This is a genomic window from uncultured Christiangramia sp. (genome assembly GCF_913046405.1).
Classification (GTDB): Bacteria; Bacteroidota; Bacteroidia; order Flavobacteriales; family Flavobacteriaceae; genus Christiangramia; species Christiangramia marina.
Genome location: NZ_CAJWRQ010000062.1, coordinates 1 through 17,966, shown reverse-complemented (window position 1 = coordinate 17,966; position 17,966 = coordinate 1). Strand labels below are relative to the sequence as shown.

15 protein-coding genes and 1 tRNA gene are annotated in these 17,966 nt (G+C 38.9%); 6 read left to right on the top strand and 10 right to left on the bottom strand.

Annotated elements, in window-relative coordinates:
* From QZ620_RS09360 to QZ620_RS09350, 3 genes are all read right to left on the bottom strand, one after another.
* Positions 1-1,409 (bottom strand): oligopeptide:H+ symporter (locus QZ620_RS09360; RefSeq protein WP_295181017.1); only part of this gene is annotated, 1,409 nt, incomplete at its 3' end.
* Between the two features lie 12 nt (positions 1,410-1,421).
* The gene (locus tag QZ620_RS09355; RefSeq protein WP_366935452.1) at positions 1,422-3,323 is read right to left on the bottom strand and encodes a peptide MFS transporter; all 1,902 of its coding nucleotides are present in this window, start codon (positions 3,321-3,323) and stop codon (positions 1,422-1,424) included.
* Positions 3,324-3,341: 18 nt separating this feature from the next.
* On the bottom strand, positions 3,342-5,513 hold the full coding sequence (locus tag QZ620_RS09350; RefSeq protein WP_295181015.1) for a S9 family peptidase: 2,172 nt from the start codon (positions 5,511-5,513) through the stop codon (positions 3,342-3,344).
* A gap of 178 nt (positions 5,514-5,691) precedes the next feature.
* On the opposite strand from QZ620_RS09350, the gene QZ620_RS09345 reads away from it, so the two are divergent.
* Both QZ620_RS09345 and QZ620_RS09340 read left to right on the top strand, forming a co-directional pair.
* Positions 5,692-7,008 (top strand): hydroxymethylglutaryl-CoA reductase, degradative, encoded by a 1,317-nt coding sequence (locus tag QZ620_RS09345; RefSeq protein WP_295181013.1) that lies wholly within the window; start codon positions 5,692-5,694, stop codon positions 7,006-7,008.
* Positions 7,008-7,931, top strand: coding sequence for a GYDIA family GHMP kinase (locus tag QZ620_RS09340; RefSeq protein ID WP_295181012.1), 924 nt, complete (start codon positions 7,008-7,010; stop codon positions 7,929-7,931). The genes QZ620_RS09345 and QZ620_RS09340 overlap by 1 nt, the downstream gene beginning before the upstream one ends.
* Positions 7,932-7,983: 52 nt before the next feature.
* Here QZ620_RS09340 and QZ620_RS09335 read toward each other — a convergent pair whose 3' ends face one another.
* The 7 genes from QZ620_RS09335 to QZ620_RS09305 form a co-directional block, all read right to left on the bottom strand.
* Positions 7,984-10,104 (bottom strand): peptidylprolyl isomerase, encoded by a 2,121-nt coding sequence (locus QZ620_RS09335; protein ID WP_295181010.1) that lies wholly within the window; start codon positions 10,102-10,104, stop codon positions 7,984-7,986.
* A gap of 94 nt (positions 10,105-10,198) precedes the next feature.
* Positions 10,199-11,485 (bottom strand): hemolysin family protein, encoded by a 1,287-nt coding sequence (locus tag QZ620_RS09330; protein WP_141876736.1) that lies wholly within the window; start codon positions 11,483-11,485, stop codon positions 10,199-10,201.
* A gap of 5 nt (positions 11,486-11,490) precedes the next feature.
* On the bottom strand, positions 11,491-11,682 hold the full coding sequence (locus tag QZ620_RS09325) for a hypothetical protein (protein ID WP_295181007.1): 192 nt from the start codon (positions 11,680-11,682) through the stop codon (positions 11,491-11,493).
* Entirely contained in the window at positions 11,675-12,247 is a 573-nt protein-coding gene (gene lptC, locus QZ620_RS09320; protein ID WP_295181006.1) for an LPS export ABC transporter periplasmic protein LptC, read from the bottom strand. The genes QZ620_RS09325 and lptC overlap by 8 nt, the downstream gene beginning before the upstream one ends.
* Before the next feature lies 1 nt (position 12,248).
* Positions 12,249-13,616, bottom strand: a complete 1,368-nt coding sequence (locus QZ620_RS09315; protein WP_295181004.1) for a hypothetical protein — start codon at positions 13,614-13,616, stop codon at positions 12,249-12,251.
* Positions 13,617-13,634: 18 nt separating this feature from the next.
* Entirely contained in the window at positions 13,635-14,879 is a 1,245-nt protein-coding gene (locus QZ620_RS09310; protein WP_295181003.1) for an outer membrane beta-barrel protein, read from the bottom strand.
* Positions 14,876-15,607 carry a type III pantothenate kinase gene (locus QZ620_RS09305; RefSeq protein WP_295181002.1) on the bottom strand — a complete coding sequence of 244 codons (732 nt, stop codon included), beginning with the start codon at positions 15,605-15,607 and terminating at the stop codon, positions 14,876-14,878. The genes QZ620_RS09310 and QZ620_RS09305 overlap by 4 nt, the downstream gene beginning before the upstream one ends.
* A 104-nt stretch (positions 15,608-15,711) precedes the next feature.
* Between QZ620_RS09305 and QZ620_RS09300 the strand changes: the two genes are divergently transcribed.
* The 4 genes from QZ620_RS09300 to QZ620_RS09285 form a co-directional block, all read left to right on the top strand.
* Positions 15,712-15,784: transfer RNA gene (locus tag QZ620_RS09300), tRNA-Phe, on the top strand.
* Between the two features lie 305 nt (positions 15,785-16,089).
* On the top strand, positions 16,090-17,169 hold the full coding sequence (locus QZ620_RS09295; protein WP_295181001.1) for a hypothetical protein: 1,080 nt from the start codon (positions 16,090-16,092) through the stop codon (positions 17,167-17,169).
* Positions 17,170-17,277: 108 nt separating this feature from the next.
* Positions 17,278-17,586, top strand: a complete 309-nt coding sequence (locus tag QZ620_RS09290) for a helix-turn-helix domain-containing protein (RefSeq protein WP_295181000.1) — start codon at positions 17,278-17,280, stop codon at positions 17,584-17,586.
* A partial coding sequence (locus tag QZ620_RS09285) for a hypothetical protein (protein WP_295180999.1) occupies positions 17,576-17,966 on the top strand: 391 nt, incomplete at its 3' end. The genes QZ620_RS09290 and QZ620_RS09285, both read left to right, overlap by 11 nt.

The window sequence follows — 17,966 nt, the reverse complement described above, 5'->3', positions numbered from 1 at the left end:
ACAAGCCCGAAGCAGTATTTGTAAGCCGCAGAGGGATTGTATTTACTTTCCCACCATTTCGAGAAGAAAGAGGCAAATACTATTATAAAGAAGGAGTTCAAAATACTAAACCATGAAACGGTGATCTCGGTCGTTGTTGCTGAAAATTCACGCACTAACATCCAGATCACCAGAGCCCAGATCCCCGCAAAGCATATTCCCAGGATGATATTAGAACCGGGTATTTTTGAAAAAGTCTGTTTCCATAAAAGATAAAGTACCCAGGTAATGATTGCCAGCGGAACTACCGTAAGCAGTGCATTCATGATATTGAAAATCATCGCTGAATTTCCCGTAAGTACCCTGTCCACATTATCTCTTGCAAAAATGATAAGTGATGAAGCTCCCTGTTCAAATGCCAGGAAGAAAAACACTGTAAACACAGCAAAAATGATCACTGCGATTAATCTGTCTCTAACTATAGGCGCATAGCGAGAGATTCTGGAAATAACCAGCACCAGAAATAATGCGAGACCGATCAATGCCATTCCAATTGGTCCTGAAAATGGCTCACCTCCAAGATCAAAAGGCATCACAACTGGGAGTAAGTTCAGATCACCGATCCTGGAGACCGGATCGTTAATGAGATAGAGCAATCCAATGGTGGCAGATGCGAATACAAGAATTTTATCGAGTAATGTAAAAGGATTAGGCTTATGACTAACGCCTTTACTCTCTTCCTCCCTTAGGTGCTTTGCTTCCAACTCTTTGTCTGGCACTCCTCCTATTTTTCCAAATAAAGGTTTAGCCAGCCAGAATTGTAGAGTTCCTAGAAGCATGAAGATTCCGGCAAGGCCAAATCCCCAGCTCCAGCCAATTTTTTCAGCTAGATATCCGCAAAGCATCATTCCAAAAAATGCTCCGGCATTTACACCCATATAAAAGATAGTGTATGCACCATCTTTTTTATCAGTTTTGCCTTCATACATCTCAGAAATGATGGAGGTGATATTCGGTTTAAAGAAACCAGTTCCAATAACCAGTAAACCAAGTCCCAGATAAAGGGAAGTTTCGGTTTCCAGCGCCATGGATGCATGACCCAGAGTCATTATCGCAGCACCTATGATCACTGCCCATCGGTAGCCAGTAAATTTATCTGCGATGAGTCCGCCAAGAATTGGAGTTAAATATAGCAGTCCTGCATAAGTTCCGAAGAGAGCTCCGGCATTCTCTGCAGTCCATCCCCAACCTGGGTTATCTACTCCTACGATAGCCATCGTTAGGAAATTCACCAAAAGCACCCGCATTCCGTAGAACGAAAAGCGTTCCCACATTTCGGTAAAGAAGAGGACAAAAAGTCCTGCAGGATGGCCTAAAACTTTACTTTTAAAAAAGTCATTTTCTACATTAACTTCTCCGTTGGCTGTCATATTTAAATGATATTAAGACTGCGTATCACCAAGTTCAAAATTCTCCTGCTGTGGTAGTTCAGCTTCATTATCCTCAACTCCATGAGTAAGTCTCTTTAAAGGCTTTAACATTAAAATTACGAGTAAACCGAAAATTGCCGTAAATATGGTAATTCCCCAGAAGGTCTTGTATTCCATATCAGTTTGAATTTCTTCCACTATGAAGTTTCCACTCCATCCTTTTTTCTCATCACCCTGTTTGAAATCTATCAATACATGATAGGGATCTTCAGCAGTAACATTATCCTCCTGTAAAGTTTCAACTACTTCGTTACTTCTTTCACTATCCTTAAACTGAATGAAATCAAGCATTGGTTCATTGCCTTCCAGCGTGGTAAGTTTCAATTCCCCATTTTCTTCATAAACATTTCCTGCAAGTCTGAAATCCTGTTGTTTGTCCACTACAGAATCGTTGATTTGAAGATTCTGGGTCATCTGTGAACCGGTAGCATTAAGATTCACTACTATTGGTTCTCCCTGAGAAAATTCTCCAATCACACCTGCAACTTTGTTACCCAGACCTGTCGCTGCAAAATAAACACCCATCATAAGAGATGCATATTTGACCGGAGCAAGTTTAGTAATGAATGAAAGCGCTACTGGCGAAGAACAAAGCTCTCCAATAGTATGCAGTAAATAGGCAAGAACCAACCAGTACATTGCCGCCTTTTCATCGTAAGGAGTATAGCTTTTCGCAGCCATCGCCATAAAGATGAATCCTAGACCCATAATAATTACACCTGTCGCCATTTTAAAAATAGACGAAGCCTCTTTATTCTTAAGTTTTCTCTTAGCCCAGAAGTTTGCGATGACCACACCAAATATGATGATGAACATGGCGTTTAATGACTGGAACCATGTCGCAGGAACTTCGTTACCAATTAAAGGTAAATCGAATGGGATCGATCTATCAGTTTTATCCAGTGCATAAATATTCATTAATCCACCAGCCTGCTCGAAAGCACCCCAGAATACAACTACCAATAGAAAAGATAAGATCATTACAACGTAACGGTCTTTCATAATTTGGGTAGTAAGGTCTTTATAAACCATCAGCATTAAGGCTGTTACCAGGGTAAGGAAGATATAAAGTAAACCGTAAGGTAGGGATTCAAAGATCAGGTAGTATACAGATCCTGCCATTAATACGGCTGTAATACCCAGCTGTAGTGGTGATTTCAGCAATTTACTGAACATGTTACCAAGAGAAGCTCCTTCACTACGTTCTGCTTTTGAAAGAAGGTTACCAACATTTACAAGGTATTTCTGTCCCCATAGATAAACCAGAAGACCTAAAGCCATTGCGATTCCCGCAAGACCAAATCCCCAGTGCCATCCTATTTCTTCACCCACATATCCTACGATCAAACTGGAAAGAAAAGCCCCAAGATTGATCCCGATATAAAATATGGTAAAACCTTTATCTCTTCTAATATCGCCTTCCTTATAAAGTCCACCAACCATGGTGGAGATATTCGGTTTTAGCATTCCAACTCCGGCGATGATCAAAGCCAGGCCTGAATAAAAAGCCCACATTTCTTCCACGGCGAGAATGCCATGTCCAACTACCAGTACAATACCTCCAACCAGCACGGTCTTCTTCTGTCCCAATAGCTTATCTGCAATGATACCTCCAGGAATGGATGCCACATATACCAGCATGGTATACCAGCCATAAAGCGCGATCGCTTCTCCACCTGTCCAGCCTAAACCAGCATTTCCTCCTGTAGTGGCACTTACAAGATAAAGTACCAGAATAGCACGCATTCCATAATAGGAAAAACGCTCCCACATTTCAGTGAAAAATAAAATATAGAGACCAACCGGGTGGCCAAATAATTCTTTTTGATTAGCACGTACGTCTTGAGTTGCCATTATTATGAGAGTATTAGATTAAAGTTTTTCGAGTATAAAGTCTGTCATCATCTGGTAAAGATGAAGCCTAGTGTTTCCCCCGTAAATTCCATGATTTCTATCCGGGTAGATGGCCCAGTCAAATTGTTTATTTGCCTGCACCAGTTCTTCTACCATTCGCATCGTATTTTGCACATGTACATTATCATCTCCGCCACCGTGAATAAGCAGGTAGTCACCTTCGAGCTTATCTGCATGACTTAGCGGGGAATTCTCATCATATCCAGATGCATTTTCCTGCGGGGTACGCATATATCTTTCCGTATAAACAGTATCGTAAAATCTCCAGCTTGTAACCGGAGCCACAGCAATCGCCATAGAGAAAACATCATTTCCTTTTAAGATTGCATTGGTAGACATGAAGCCGCCATAAGACCAACCCCAGATTCCAATACGATCTGCATCCACATAACTTTTTTCAGCTAATTGTTTAGCTGCTGCGATTTGATCTTCTACTTCAAATTTTCCAAGTTCCTGGTAAGTCACTTTTTTGAAGTCGGCTCCTTTAAATCCGGTTCCTCTACCATCAATACAAACGATTATATAACCTTTGTTCGCCAGTAATTGATACCAGTAATCATTACTTCCAAAATATGCATTGGAAACCGACTGTGATCCGGGACCTGAATACTGAAACATCAATACCGGATACTCCTTATTTTCATCAAAGTTTGACGGTTTAATAGTCCACATATTCAGTTCATTGCCGTTTACTTCAATACTGGAAAGTTCTTTTGGAGAAAATTGGTAAGCTTCATTATTTTTTAGAAGCTCGTTGTTATTTAGGATCTCACGCACCTGCTTACCATCCTTTGCCTTGTGCAAGGTATAAACTGGCGGAGTATTTACATTCGTAAACGTGTTGATGAAATAGGTGTAATCTGCACTGAAATCGGCAGAATTCGTACCATCTTTCTCTGTAAGCCTGGTTTTAGATTTACCATTCGGCTTAATAGCATATACATCACGATTCACACTTCCATTTTCAGTGCTTTGAAAATAGATGCGTTTAGCCTTTTTATCATAGCCATAATAGTTGGTCACTTCCCATTGCCCTGAAGTAATCTGGTTGATCAGCTTCCCATCTTCAGCATAGTGGTAAATATGATTCCAGCCATCTTTTTCGCTGGTCCAGATAAAACTATTGTCTTCAAGAAATGTTAGATTATCTGTAATATCAACATAAGCCTTGTCGGTTTCGTTCAAGACAACACTGGCTTCATTATTTTCAGCATTTACAAAAATAAGGTCAAGATTATTCTGGTGCCTGTTCAAAACCTGAACGCTAAGCAGCATATCTTTTGAAGACCATTTAATTCGCGGGATATAGAAGTCTGCATAATCTCCCAGTTTGATTTCTTCGGAAGAGTTCGCTTCTACATCGTACATATGCAGACTAACTTCTGAATTAGACTCACCCGCCTTTGGATATTTAAAAACCTGTTGTGTTGGGTAAAGGTCTTTTCCGAAAAGATCCATAGAGAATTCAGGAACTGCCGATTCATCAAACCGTAAGAAAGCGATCTTTTCACCGGTTGGGTTCCATGCAAAAGCTTTTACAAAAGAAAATTCCTCTTCATAAACCCAGTCTGTAATCCCGTTAATGATACTATTGATCTCCCCATCCATGGTCACCTGCGTGCGTTCCATAGACTTAAGGTCCAGAATATAAATGTTGTTTTCGAAAACGTAAGCAAGCTTGGAATTATCTGGAGAAAAAGAAGCTTCCTGAATTTTGTCATCGCTAACTTTCGTGAGTTTTTTAGAAGCTACATCGTAGATATGAACAACTTCTCTGGAAGAACGCCTGTAAATAGGTTCAATTTCAGTAGAAAGTAAAATTTTATTCTCGTCGTCGCTGAATTTGAAACTCTGAAAACTTTCGATCTCGCTAAGATCTTTACTGTCGAGAAGTGTACGGGTTTTTTTACCAGTTTTGTAACTGTAAATATCGATGCTCACCGAACCGGATTCGCGATCACGGTTCATCACCACATATTCTTCGCCATTATTCAAAGATTGCAGGGACTGAAGTCTTTCCTGACGGAAGCTGCCACTCCAGATCTCTTCAAGACTAACTTCCTTTTTTTGTGCAGATAGCACTGAAGTCGCCATGAGTAGAAAGGCAACAAAAGTATAGGGGAATTTCATAAAATTTGTAGAATATTTAATGCAGGCCAAGTTTACTAAAATTTAACCAAAAAATGACTATCGATTCTTGTAAATTACTAAGTAAGTGTTAAAGAGACCAGCCTTCGTAAAGATCAAAAACCGCCTTGTGCAGGTCTTAATATAGCTTCGTATCTTTGTGCTCCTGAAAACTACTAAGATGATCAAACCCGTTAACGGATTTTCCAAGCTCAGTAAGCAACAAAAAATAGATTGGCTAGCTGAAAACTATCTTTCAAATACTCCTGAAGCTGTAACTGTTCTCCAGAACTACTGGAATACAGATGAAAGTCTTCAAAAGCTACACGACGAATTTATAGAGAATACGATCTCGAACTATTATCTCCCATTTGGGATTGCGCCGAATTTTAAGATCAATGACCGGCTATACGCCATACCAATGGCCATCGAAGAAAGCTCTGTAGTTGCTGCCGCGAGCAAAGCGGCTAAATTCTGGGGTGAACGCGGAGGCTTTAGAGCTGAAGTTCTCAATATGACCAAAATTGGCCAGGTTCATTTTATGTTCAAGGGCAGTAAGGAACATCTGCATCGGTTTTTTGAAGAAAACCGTCAAAAATTGATCGATGCAGTAGCTCCAATTACCAGGAATATGGAAAAACGTGGCGGTGGGATTCTGGATCTTGATTTAATAGATAAAACTTCAGACCTTCAAAATTACTACCAGCTATTCGTAAAATTCGATACGCGTGATTCCATGGGTGCGAATTTCATTAATTCCTGCCTGGAGAAATTTGCAGAAGTGTTGCGCAACCAGGCCAGAACAACCGATTATTTTTCAGAAGAAGAAAAACAACTGGAAATTGTCATGAGCATTCTTTCGAATTATGTTCCTGAATGTATCGTACGGGCCGAAGTGTCCTGTCCGGTAGATCAATTATCAGACAATCCTGAGATAAAGGGTAAGGATTTCGCTGAAAAGTTTATTCAAGCTATTAAAATTGCTGAAATCGAGCCGTATAGAGCAGTTACCCATAACAAAGGGATCATGAACGGTATCGATGCAGTTGTACTGGCTACAGGAAATGATTTTCGTGCTGTTGAAGCCGGAATTCATGCCTATGCTTCCAGAAATGGAAAATACACAAGCCTGACTCATGCTAAGGTCGAAAACGGGATTTTCCATTTCTGGATGGAAATACCACTTGCCTTAGGAACCGTAGGTGGTCTTACCTCGCTGCATCCATTGGTAAAACTAGCACTTAATATGTTGCATGATCCTTCTGCGGAAGAGCTAATGAAAATTACAGCGGTTGCGGGATTAGCTCAGAATTTTGCCGCGGTAAAATCACTGACTACTACAGGAATTCAGCAAGGACACATGAAAATGCACCTTATGAATATCCTTAACCAGCAAAAGGCTACCGAGGACGAAAAACAACAAATGATCACTTACTTCACCAAAAACACTATTACACATAGCGGAGTGATCGAACAACTTGAGAGAATAAGAGGCTAATGCAAAAGTATCACAGCAACGGCAAATTATTGCTAACCGGAGAATATGCTATTTTGGATGGCGCAAAATCTTTAGCCTTACCTACAGAGAAGGGTCAGTCGTTAGAGGTTGAATTAATTGAATCTACAGTCATTTCCTGGGAAAGTTTTGATGAAAATAATAAAACCTGGTTCAAAGCCGATTTTCAGATCAATGAAGGTGAATTCTTAACAGAGGCATCCTCTATGGAAAGTCCTGAACAACAGGAGATCGCCAGGCGTTTACAGCAAATCCTGAAACACTGTTATTCTTTAAAACCAGAGAAATTCAAATCTGGATTTAGTATAAATACTTATCAGGATTTCAATAGAAAATGGGGACTTGGAACTTCCTCCACGCTTATTAACAATATCGCGAACTGGCTTGAAATCAATGCTTATCAACTTCTAGCTGAAACCTTTGGTGGCAGTGGTTACGATATTGCTGCAGCAAGTCACGACCATCCTATCAGCTTTCAACGTAACAACGGGGAAGCTTCAGTTTTTACAGTGGACTTTGATCCTCCATTTAAGGAGGAACTATTCTTCGTTTACCTTAATCGCAAACAGAACAGTCGCGAGGCCATTGCACATTATCGTAAACAGAGCCATACGAACAGATCACAGCTTATTGAGAAGATCTCTGGTATTACTGAACAAATATTGCAGTGTGAGCATTTGATGGAGTTTAAAATGCTTCTGAAAGCTCACGAGATTCTTATATCTAAAGCGATAAACAGTCCCAGAATCCAGGATCAATTATTTCCAGATTATAATGGACTCATAAAAAGTCTTGGCGGCTGGGGAGGTGATTTCGTGCTTGCCACCGGGAATGAAGCTTCAAAAGATTACTTCAGAAATAAAGGCTATCATGATATTCTTAGCTATTCTGAAATGATTAAATAAAAAAATCCTCATCGTTTGATGAGGATTTTTTTACAAGTACAATCGCTAGGTCTTAGTAGAACTTACCTCTGTTATCCTGGATATCTGCTTTTTCCTTCAAAGCTTCAAATACTCTTGTAGTTGCCTGAGCTCTTCGGGAAGCACTTTCCTGATTAGCAAAAGCTTTATAAGATTCCATTTTTGGAGCTTCGAACTTACTTACAAGTTCAGCAATATAAACACCTTTTTCTCCAGCGATAGGTTCGCTCATCTCTCCTTTTTCAAGAGAGAAAACAGTTCCAACCACTTCCGGCTCTTCACCTGCACCTGCTAGTGTAGGATTGTTAAGGTTCACCGCATCTGCAGTTTGAACACTTACACCTTGATTTCCGGCGATCTCCTGTAGAGAGTTTCCTTTAAGTCTTTCCTTAATAAGTTCCGCTTTCTTTTGTTTAACCAGGATTGGAGTAACTTCAGCTGAAGCTTCTTCAACACTCATTAAGCCTTGATCCTGCTTAGCTGTTAGTTGCGCAACTACGTATCCACTGTTAGTGTCAAATCTTCTTACGTCCCCAACTTTAGCATCATCTTCGAATGCCCACTGGATCACTCTTCTTTGAGCACCTGCACCAGGAATATTCTCATCAAGTGCTTTTACATCTTTTACTGTACGCACTTCGTAGTTACTTTCTTTTGCCACCTTGCTAAAGTCACCTTCAGCAGCAGCGATCTCAAACTTAGTTACTTCGTTGAACTGTTCGTTCATTGTTTTTTCTGAAGCCTGGATCTCTCTTGCGATCGTAGCAACTTTTACTGCTTTAGCAGCTTCAGTTTGATCATCTATAGAGATCACGTGGTATCCAAGAGGTGTTTCCACAACACCTACATCTCCGGTTTTATTATCAAATACATAGTTTTCAAATGCTGGGATCATCATTCCAGGAACAAAATATCCAAGATCTCCAGCCTGTTCTTTATTTGATGTATCAGCAGAAAATTCAGAAGCAAGGGCCGCGAATTTATCTGAATCTGATCTTACAACTCCAGCAAGACTATCAGCTAACGCTTCAGCCTCAGCTTTAGTTCTATTACCAGCAGCTCCCAATTGAGAACCAGTGTAGCTAATAAGAATATGACTTGCTTTTACTGAATCTGGAATATTCTTAGTCTCAACAACTTTACTAAGTTTCCAATATCCATTTTCTTTATAAGGACCAAAAGATTCTCCTTCGTTAAGATTGAAGATCTGTTCAGCATTTTCACCTTTTAGATCATTTCTGAATCTAAAGATGTTCTGGTAAGGAAGATCTGAATTGTTGGCTATAAAATCTGCATAATTATCTGTATTGTCGAATCCAGGAAGTGTGTCATTAGCACCAACCGCAGCATTATATTCAACTCTCTGACTTCTTAGTTTAGATAGTGCTTCTTTAGCTTCAGATTCATCAGCTTTAGAAGCAGCTTCTTCAAAGATCACATACTGCATGCTTCTGGAAGCATCAGATTCGAACTTAGAAGCATGATTTTCGATATATTTCTTGATATCAGATTTAGAAACTTCAACTTCGCTATCTGGAATTGAAGAATATGGGATCTGAACGAATTTCATATTGATATTATCGTTCTGCATCTTGTATGCCTGCTCACCTTCCAGTAAAGTAGCTCCAACACCAGCACTTACCATATTGTAATAAGCATTCATCTTGGCAGTTTGTGCAAGATTGGAAGTAAACTGCTGCCATTGAGCATAAGCTTCCGGGGAAGTTTCTTTCAAATTAGCAACATATTCTCTCAACCTGTTTTCATCAAACATTCCAGCTTCGTTAGAGAAGTTTGGATTTCCAGCCATTTGAGTACGCACAAGTTCCGTAACCTGATCTTCTCCAGCTCTTAGTCCAAGCTTTTCAACTTCTTCTTCAAGAATTACCTGGCGTAATTTCTGATCCCAGATACGGTTTACAGCCTGAGTAGTACTAATATTATTACCCATATTTCTTTCGAAAGCCTCAACTTCACGGGCGAATTCCTCTCTATCTACTTCATTCCCATTCACGGTAGCGATAACATTTTGAGAATCCTGGCCACTAAAGCCTCCATTTCTAATCACATCGGCCAATACAAAAGAGAAAAGAGCCAATGCAATGATAATAATCAAGAAAACAGACCGCTGTCTGATTTTGTTTAATACTGCCATTTGAATATAAAATTTGTCAAAATATAGGGGGCGAAAATAAGGTTTTTAGGCTAATAATAAAATTTAAAATTAGCAAATTCTTAACTTTCGAAATTTAGTCTTCCGGATTGATTTTCAGCTCAACCAATTCGATTTTGGTGTTGGAAGTTTCCAGGATTTTGATCTCGAAATCCTCGATCTTAATAACCTCTCCCTGCTGCGGAATTTCTTCCGTATGATTTACTATAAATCCGCTAAGAGTCTCGTAGTTTTCACCTTCGGGAATTTCAGTTCTGTAATTCTCATTTAAATAATCCACTTCCAGCCTTGCTGAAAATTTGTAATGATCGTCACCCAGTTTCTCCTCAATCAGGACTGCTGAATCATGCTCATCTTCGATTTCACCGAAAAGCTCCTCTACAATATCCTCCACGGTCATCATCCCACTGGTTCCACCATATTCATCGATAACCACAGCGATACTCTTTCTCTTTTTGATAAGAATATTCAGAACATCCTTGATCCACATGGTTTCGGGAACAAAGATCACCGGAAGTAATATGGACTTTATAGAACGAGGTCTTTTGAACAATTCGAAGGAATGCACATATCCAATGATATCATCAATGGTATCATTATAAACCAGCAATTTCGAGAGTCCGGTTTCAGTAAAGGTTTGCACAAGATCACTCGGCGCCTGATTTTGATCTACTGCTATGATCTCGGTTCTTGGGATCATTACTTCCCTGGCCTTAATATCTGAAAATGAAAGGGCATTCTGAAAGATCTGTATTTCACTATCTACGTCTTCATGCTCTTCAACTGTTTCCATTTGCTCGCTAATGAAGTTGCCTAATTCTACTTTACTGAAGGCTAATTGAACTTCATCTCCATCGGTTTTGAAAAATCTCTTCAGAATAATATCTGAGATCCAGATAACAAAAGAGGACACGAAACTAAATAGCAAGTAGAAAATATAAGCAGGTACTGCAAATAATTTCAACATGCTGTTCGCATAGATCTGAAAAAATACCTTCGGAAGGAATTCCGCAGTCAGCAAAATTACCAGTGTCGATATTACAGTTTGAGTAAGCAGACTAAGATCTACTACGATATAATTAATGATGCTGTTTTGTGGATCGAGTCCGCTAAGCCAGTACATTAAAAGGTCACCCATAAAGAAACCATAAACCACCAAAGCTATATTGTTTCCAACAAGCATGGTTGCTATGAATTTAGAAGGTTTCTTGGTAAGACGTTTTAAAACGGTCGCCAGAAAATCATTCTGACGCTTTTCTATCTCTATGAAGATCTTATTAGAGGAAACATAAGCGATTTCCATTCCTGAGAAAAACGCAGAAAGTATTAAAGAGCAAACTATGATTAGTATTTCAACCTCCATTCAGGCTATTTATTACGCTCTTCGTAGCGACGCCTAAATCGCCGTTTGAAGAAGAACATGAATATTGCAATTGCCACAAAGAACAGGAAAACATATGCCCTTTGATGCTGATCATTCCAGATGCGCACTGCCTCAAAAAGAAAGAATGCAGCGAACAGCAAATATGCATATTCAAAATATTTGAAAAACTTACTCATCTTCTTTTTCTTCTTCTACGATTTGAATTCCCGTATTGGTTCTAGAACGAAAATTACTGAAATCCTGATTAGAATCAAAACCGAGATCTTCAGTATAGGATCCATCAGGGAATCTTATCTTATTTGGTTTGTCTGTAAATACCCAGCTCCTGTCCTGATCCCAGAATAGCTGACTTGCTTCCAGCTTGGTACTATCGGCAGTGATTATGACCACATTTCCCTGAAGATCGATAAGTTTGGTATCCTCATAAACGATCCCGTAATCTGCCACCACCGTATTTTTTTCGTCCTTCTCATCAAAGAACTCTACTTCCACCCCATCAGGAAATTCACGGTAAGGAAAGCTTTTGTTCGTGAAATCCAGCATACGCGGACTTTTTAAAGTCGCAACCAGTCTACCGGAATCTGTGAACTTTAAGTTGATACCCTCGGCTGTAGCCTGCGGCGCATCTTCTTCCATGCTAAATGCACGTACCTCGCGAAGATTACCTTCACATGAAAAAAGCATTGTCACGCCTAAGAGCGTGACAATGCCTGAAATTATATTGCTATATGTTAGCTTCATCTTATAGATTCGGCACTTTTACCGATGCACCAATCCAACATCCAAAAGTGATTGATTGTCCAGGCTTGTATTTAGACTGGAAGATATCAGACTTCTGTGGAGCAAGACCTTTATAAGAAGCTGCTGCCTGATTTGCGTTAGATGCTATCGATGGATCAACTCTCGCTGCTCTAGAAGCATAGTCTGCTGCTAACCAGTATACTGCTCTTTTAGTGAACGTATCTGTACCACAACTGTTTGCACTTTTCGCATACATGTTTGCGATCTGTAAGTAAGCACTACCTAAAGATGGTTTTGCAGCTACCGCTTTGTTGTAGAAGTTTCTAGCCTGCCCATACTGACCTTTATCCTTGTAGTTACCAGCAATTCTGTAGTAGATCTTCGCTTGATCAGACTTGTTAGTTTCAAGCTCTGCCGCCTGGTTGTAATATTGCAAAGCTTTAGAAGCGTTACCTTCAGATTCAGCTAACTGACCTAGAGAGTAAGCAGACTTAGCAGAAGGCTCTAACTTGTGTAATGCTTCAGAAACCTGGATGAACAATGGATCTTCAGTACAATCTTTAGCAGAAAGTCTAGCATTCGCATTCTGCAACCACTTCACATCTCCCTGCTTTTCTTCGAAATCTTTCTTGTACAATGGAATAAGGTTACTACAATCTGCTCTTGCACCTAACTTTCCATTCAATGCATTTCGAACCATACTGTAGTTCTTCAGGTTGATCTCTGCATTCTTGATCTTCTTTTCTTCCTTAGAAGTAAGCTCTTCACCATCTTCCTGTTTTTTAAGAAGTGGAGCCAATGCTTCTGCAGCATCGTTCTCTTCCTTCTCGATCTTAGCGTAAACTCGGTCGTATTGATCGAATACATCCTGAAGATTTTTATCTCCTGCATCCTGCATATCCACTACAAGATCAAAATATGCATATAATGCTTTAGGACTGGTGAAGTTCTCTACATCTTCTTCCCATGCTTTATCGTAAGCCATGTAAAGTTCTTCTTTATCTCCCAGTTTGTTGTCATACTTTAACTGAGCGATATCTGAATATACTTTACCAGCTTTCGTTTTTTCAGGATATAATTCAAGTCTGGTTTCCCATACTTTAATTAATTCCTTAACTAATTCACCTTTATCTCCTTCTTCAGCTTTATCGATTTTAGATTCGATAGCTCTTTCCAGGTACTGGTAAGTTGCAAGACTATATTTTGGACAGTCTTCCATCACTTCCATAAGTTTAGGATAAGCTGATTCGTAATTTTTTGCTTTAGCAGCATCATAAGCTAAAGCTGCGGTAGTTGTACAATCCTGTGCACTAACAGCTCCAGTTCCTACCATGGCAACCGTCAATAGTGCTAAGAAATTCTTTTTCATCGTTGTAGTTTATTGTGGTTAATCAAATTTTCTTTTCGTGAACCATTTGTCGTTTAAAGAAAGTCCTACAGACAGTCTTAAAAACTTCTCCTGAACTAGTCCGGCATCTCTTGTACCTCTCTGTCCAAGCTCGATTCCGAAGTTTGCATTGGAGAACAATTGTCCAATCGGTAATCCTAATCCAAAAGACATGCCAAACTCATTAATAGATTCACCGTTGACTATAAGACCGGTCTCATCATACCTGAATCCAGCACGATAAACCACTCTCTCCAGGTAACTTGTGAATGAATTATAATCTGGCACATAAAAACCTCCCAGACTAAATTGGGACGCATCCTCATACTCTCCTCCATCATTTCTGAAGCTAAAGCTATCTTGGTAAGAGCTTGATCCTACATTAGAATACTCAGCTCCAACAAACCATTTGTTTGTTTGACCAATTCCAGCTCCTAGACTGTATTTAGAAGGAAATGTAAATTGGGTTTCACTAAGGTCCAATTCTCGCTGATCTATCGTTCTACCAGTACCACTCGCAAAATCTATAGTGGAAATTGTTCTGAAATTTTCAGAATCAAGATCCATTTCTGGTGCGTAGGTAGTGGAAACATGAAGATTCAACTTTTCTGAAATTGGGCGCTGGTAATTGGCTCCAAAGTTGAAAGTGAAACCTTTGATGTCTGATCTGTTCACATCGCTGGTTCCATATTGCAAACCTTCAGTATTGATACTCTGCGTATTCTGGAAATTTCCGAAGTTATAGTCAGCATCAACACCCAGACTTAAATGCTCATTTACAGCATAACCAGCAGATAAGAACACTCTGTTCATACCTCCTCGACCTGTAAGCAAGCTGGAAGCATCATCTTCTACGTCCAAAATCCTGTATCCCACAGAGGTATACGGCATCACTCCAAGACCAATCCCGATCTTGTCGCTAATTGGAAATGCCAGTGCTAAATAATCCAGAGATGAGATCTTTGAATTATCTGATGCTCCATCAGTTTCAAGTTTTACTCTATCGTGACTTGCACCAATAGTGAAATCTGTAAGCTTTAGTCTACCATAACTTGCAGGGTTCTGCAAATTCACGTGGATACTATCCATAAATACACTTAACCCCCCCATAGACCTGTTTTCCACAGTTCCCTGAAAATTGGTTAAACCAATACCGTAATATGAATAAGGCGAAGAAACATTTTCCTGAGCTTCAGCGATAAATCCTGTAAATAAAGCTACGATTACTATAAATCGTTTAATCATTGAGTCTTGTTAAATTCTAGAATGAAATTAAGTCCTTCTAACAAAAAATTTGAGTTGGCAAATATGCTATTTTTAGTTGGTATAGACAAAAGTTGACTGTCCCCTCCTGTAAATATTACTGTTAAATCTTCAAATTCAGAAGCATAGGTTTCTACAACCCCTTTTAATTCCATTTTGAGTCCGTTAATAATTCCGGATTGTATGCTGCTCTCGGTCGTTTTGCCAATAAGATCAACATCCGGCTTCGCAGATACTAACGGTAAATTTGCTGTAAACTTGTGCATACTTTTAAATCTCATCTGCAATCCCGGAGAAATTGCTCCTCCAAGGTACTTTTCCTTAGCTGTTTTCAGGTCAAATGTGATACAGGTTCCGGCATCGATGATTAACACATTCTTCTTCGGAAATTGATCTACGGCCGCGGCGACCAAAACAATTCTATCCAGCCCCAGTGTATGCGGAGTATGATACTCATTCTGAAAAGGTACGTGTGTATCCTGTCTTAAACGAAGAAAGTCTGTAGCCTTTTCAAGCTCGAATATGACCTGTTCGTCAATTTTTGTTACTTCAGAAAGTATCGAATGAGTGATTTGCGGATAGTCTTTGAAAATTTTTTCTAATTCCTGCAAAAAGATTTCTTTTGGAAATATGAGTTTCTTCTGAAGTGTATCGTTTTGATAAACAGCAGCTTTTACTGAAGTATTCCCGGCATCGAGTACTAAGTTCATGCTTGATTTTGTTCAACTTCAAAAATACAAAAGCAATTTTTTAAAATTTCCTTTGCCAGTTCCTAAAAATGAAATTATATTTGCCACCGCTTAACAAAGCAACTGGTGCCTTAGCTCAGTTGGTAGAGCAAAGGACTGAAAATCCTTGTGTCCCTGGTTCGATTCCTGGAGGCACCACCCAGGAAACCCGTAACGATGTTGCGGGTTTTTTTGTTGATTTTACTTGCTAACACGTATTATACTTGACTTCTTCACAATTTATTTCCCAGGTATTTCCTACCTATTAAATCGAATAAATATCGTGCTGCTTCGGAATATGCTCACGATTCTTTGGTAAGCAAAGGTCCGAAGGCCTTTCCGGAGTTTGACAACTTTACTTATAATATAACTTAATGAATAACTGAGAGCTTTGTGTATTACAAGATTTTCTTCTGGCAAACCATTATATTTGGTGTACTTAAAAGCTTGAAATGTTTCGAAAAATGAGTATTGATTCTAATCGAAAATTAAGCCATCAGAAAATTGTTGATGGGTTTCCTGAAAAATATCGAGAAACGCTACTCGAGTTATTAGAGACAAATGGATCAACAGTCGACTTAGTGAAACTGAAAGTTCACGAATTACCGATTTCAGAGCGAAGTGCGTTTATGAGCTTAATTAAAAATTTTGTAAACGACGAAGTCTCTGAAACATATTATAAGGCTAAGTATATATTTCCAAGATCCGTCATTGAATTAGAAAGAAACATCAGTGAAAGCCATTCTGATTATGTGCACCGATACTTGCATGAAAGACCGGAGATATATTCTTATTTAGAGGATAAGGAAATAGATTTGCTTTTTCATAGGTCTCCCTCTATAAAAGTGCAAATTGAAGACCCCTATTCTGAATTTGACATAACTGAGCATTTCTATCCTTTTGAATTTCCTCTCACCGATTCTTGGATAAATAGAAAAGAAAGGGAGTTCGCTATGTTGCCTGAGATTTTGGACAACTTTTCATTTTCTCAAACTACTCTAACTTCCAACCATTCTTTTAATTTTAAAAATTTAGAAGATTATACATTTCCTCAAAATTTAATATGCAACCAATTAGAATCTCTGTATAGCAGTTCTGATAGGATAAAGTTAGATTTATCTCTTGAAGAATTTCTTTCTTCACATACAGAGACTTTTCACTATATAAAGCAGTGCTTATCCCCAGTTAGCTTTAATGCCTTTTTATTCAACAGTTTTGATTTTAAGAGCAATTGTACCAATCTCAGGTTTTTAAATATTACACTAAAAAATGACGTGGCCGTAAAATTGTTCAGACACTACTTATTTGAATTGTATAAAGACTTGGACATTGAAAAACCAAAAGTTGGTTTTATACAATTGATTAACTTTAGATATGCGCGTAAAACCGTGATTATCCGTTTGAAGAGCACGAAAAAATTCGAAGAACAGAAATCTATTTTGGAAAAACATTATCAAAATATTGCAAAAAATACCGTGTCCCTTATTACGGATGAAAAGGGACGAGCAGAAAAAAAAGCAAACATTTATACTTTCCAGGATTAAATAACATACGCATTCTACGTATAGCACGTAGTTCCATACGCCGATCTGAACTACTCTATTTTAGAGAATTACACTCCTTAGTATTGCATTGTCATAAAATTTTTAACAATGCATACAGAAAAATTAAATTACCACGCCTCCCAATTCTGGGAGAATCTAAGAAGAGAGCTTCGGGAAGATGTCTATTCTTCAGTCGGCTCAGCACTACAACAGCTTAAACCTGCAGATCCTTCCTCTCAGGAAGAAGGTTTCATTAATATCAGGCAGGTCTGTTCAATCTTTAAAATTTCCAAAAGCCAGGTTTACAATCTGAGAAGAGAACACAAAGATTTCCCTTACCACCAGATTGGAAAGGCCGTTCGCTATAAGCAATCGGAAATCGAATCATTTTTAAAATTTCTTCAAGATGGAAAATAGAAATGATGTTCGGAAATTTTTAGAAGGAAATGAGTTCATGGATCAGATGCGAAAACAAGATCTGGTCTTTTGGGCTTTCAAGAAAAAGGGAATAGTTCTTCTTTATTATTCCTTGATCCGATTTTTAAACGTCCGGGTAGGAATTTATCTCTGTGACATTTTCGGTAATACTCACCTTTGTCAAGTTACAGACAATATTATTCGAGTAATTGATAGTACACAGCTTAGGAAAATACTTGTTCAGTATATCGAAAAGCACTTCCCAAAGAAATCCAATGAAGTTACTTCTTCTGAAATATTGAATTTGATAACTGAAACCAGCCGGTACTCTTTGGAAAAGAATGCACTGGATTTCCTTCCTCACATCAAAGGTATAATCA

Excerpts from the sequence above, each read along its gene's own strand:
- QZ620_RS09355 (WP_366935452.1), bottom strand. The coding sequence starts at position 3,323 with ATGGCAACTCAAGACGTACGTGCTAATCAAAAAGAATTATTTGGCCAC.
- QZ620_RS09350 (WP_295181015.1), bottom strand. The coding sequence starts at position 5,513 with ATGAAATTCCCCTATACTTTTGTTGCCTTTCTACTCATGGCGACTTCA.
- QZ620_RS09345 (WP_295181013.1), top strand. The coding sequence starts at position 5,692 with ATGATCAAACCCGTTAACGGATTTTCCAAGCTCAGTAAGCAACAAAAA.
- QZ620_RS09340 (WP_295181012.1), top strand. The coding sequence starts at position 7,008 with ATGCAAAAGTATCACAGCAACGGCAAATTATTGCTAACCGGAGAATAT.
- QZ620_RS09335 (WP_295181010.1), bottom strand. The coding sequence starts at position 10,104 with ATGGCAGTATTAAACAAAATCAGACAGCGGTCTGTTTTCTTGATTATT.
- QZ620_RS09330 (WP_141876736.1), bottom strand. The coding sequence starts at position 11,485 with ATGGAGGTTGAAATACTAATCATAGTTTGCTCTTTAATACTTTCTGCG.
- QZ620_RS09325 (WP_295181007.1), bottom strand. The coding sequence starts at position 11,682 with ATGAGTAAGTTTTTCAAATATTTTGAATATGCATATTTGCTGTTCGCT.
- lptC (WP_295181006.1), bottom strand. The coding sequence starts at position 12,247 with ATGAAGCTAACATATAGCAATATAATTTCAGGCATTGTCACGCTCTTA.
- QZ620_RS09315 (WP_295181004.1), bottom strand. The coding sequence starts at position 13,616 with ATGAAAAAGAATTTCTTAGCACTATTGACGGTTGCCATGGTAGGAACT.
- QZ620_RS09310 (WP_295181003.1), bottom strand. The coding sequence starts at position 14,879 with ATGATTAAACGATTTATAGTAATCGTAGCTTTATTTACAGGATTTATC.
- QZ620_RS09305 (WP_295181002.1), bottom strand. The coding sequence starts at position 15,607 with ATGAACTTAGTACTCGATGCCGGGAATACTTCAGTAAAAGCTGCTGTT.
- QZ620_RS09295 (WP_295181001.1), top strand. The coding sequence starts at position 16,090 with ATGAGTATTGATTCTAATCGAAAATTAAGCCATCAGAAAATTGTTGAT.
- QZ620_RS09290 (WP_295181000.1), top strand. The coding sequence starts at position 17,278 with ATGCATACAGAAAAATTAAATTACCACGCCTCCCAATTCTGGGAGAAT.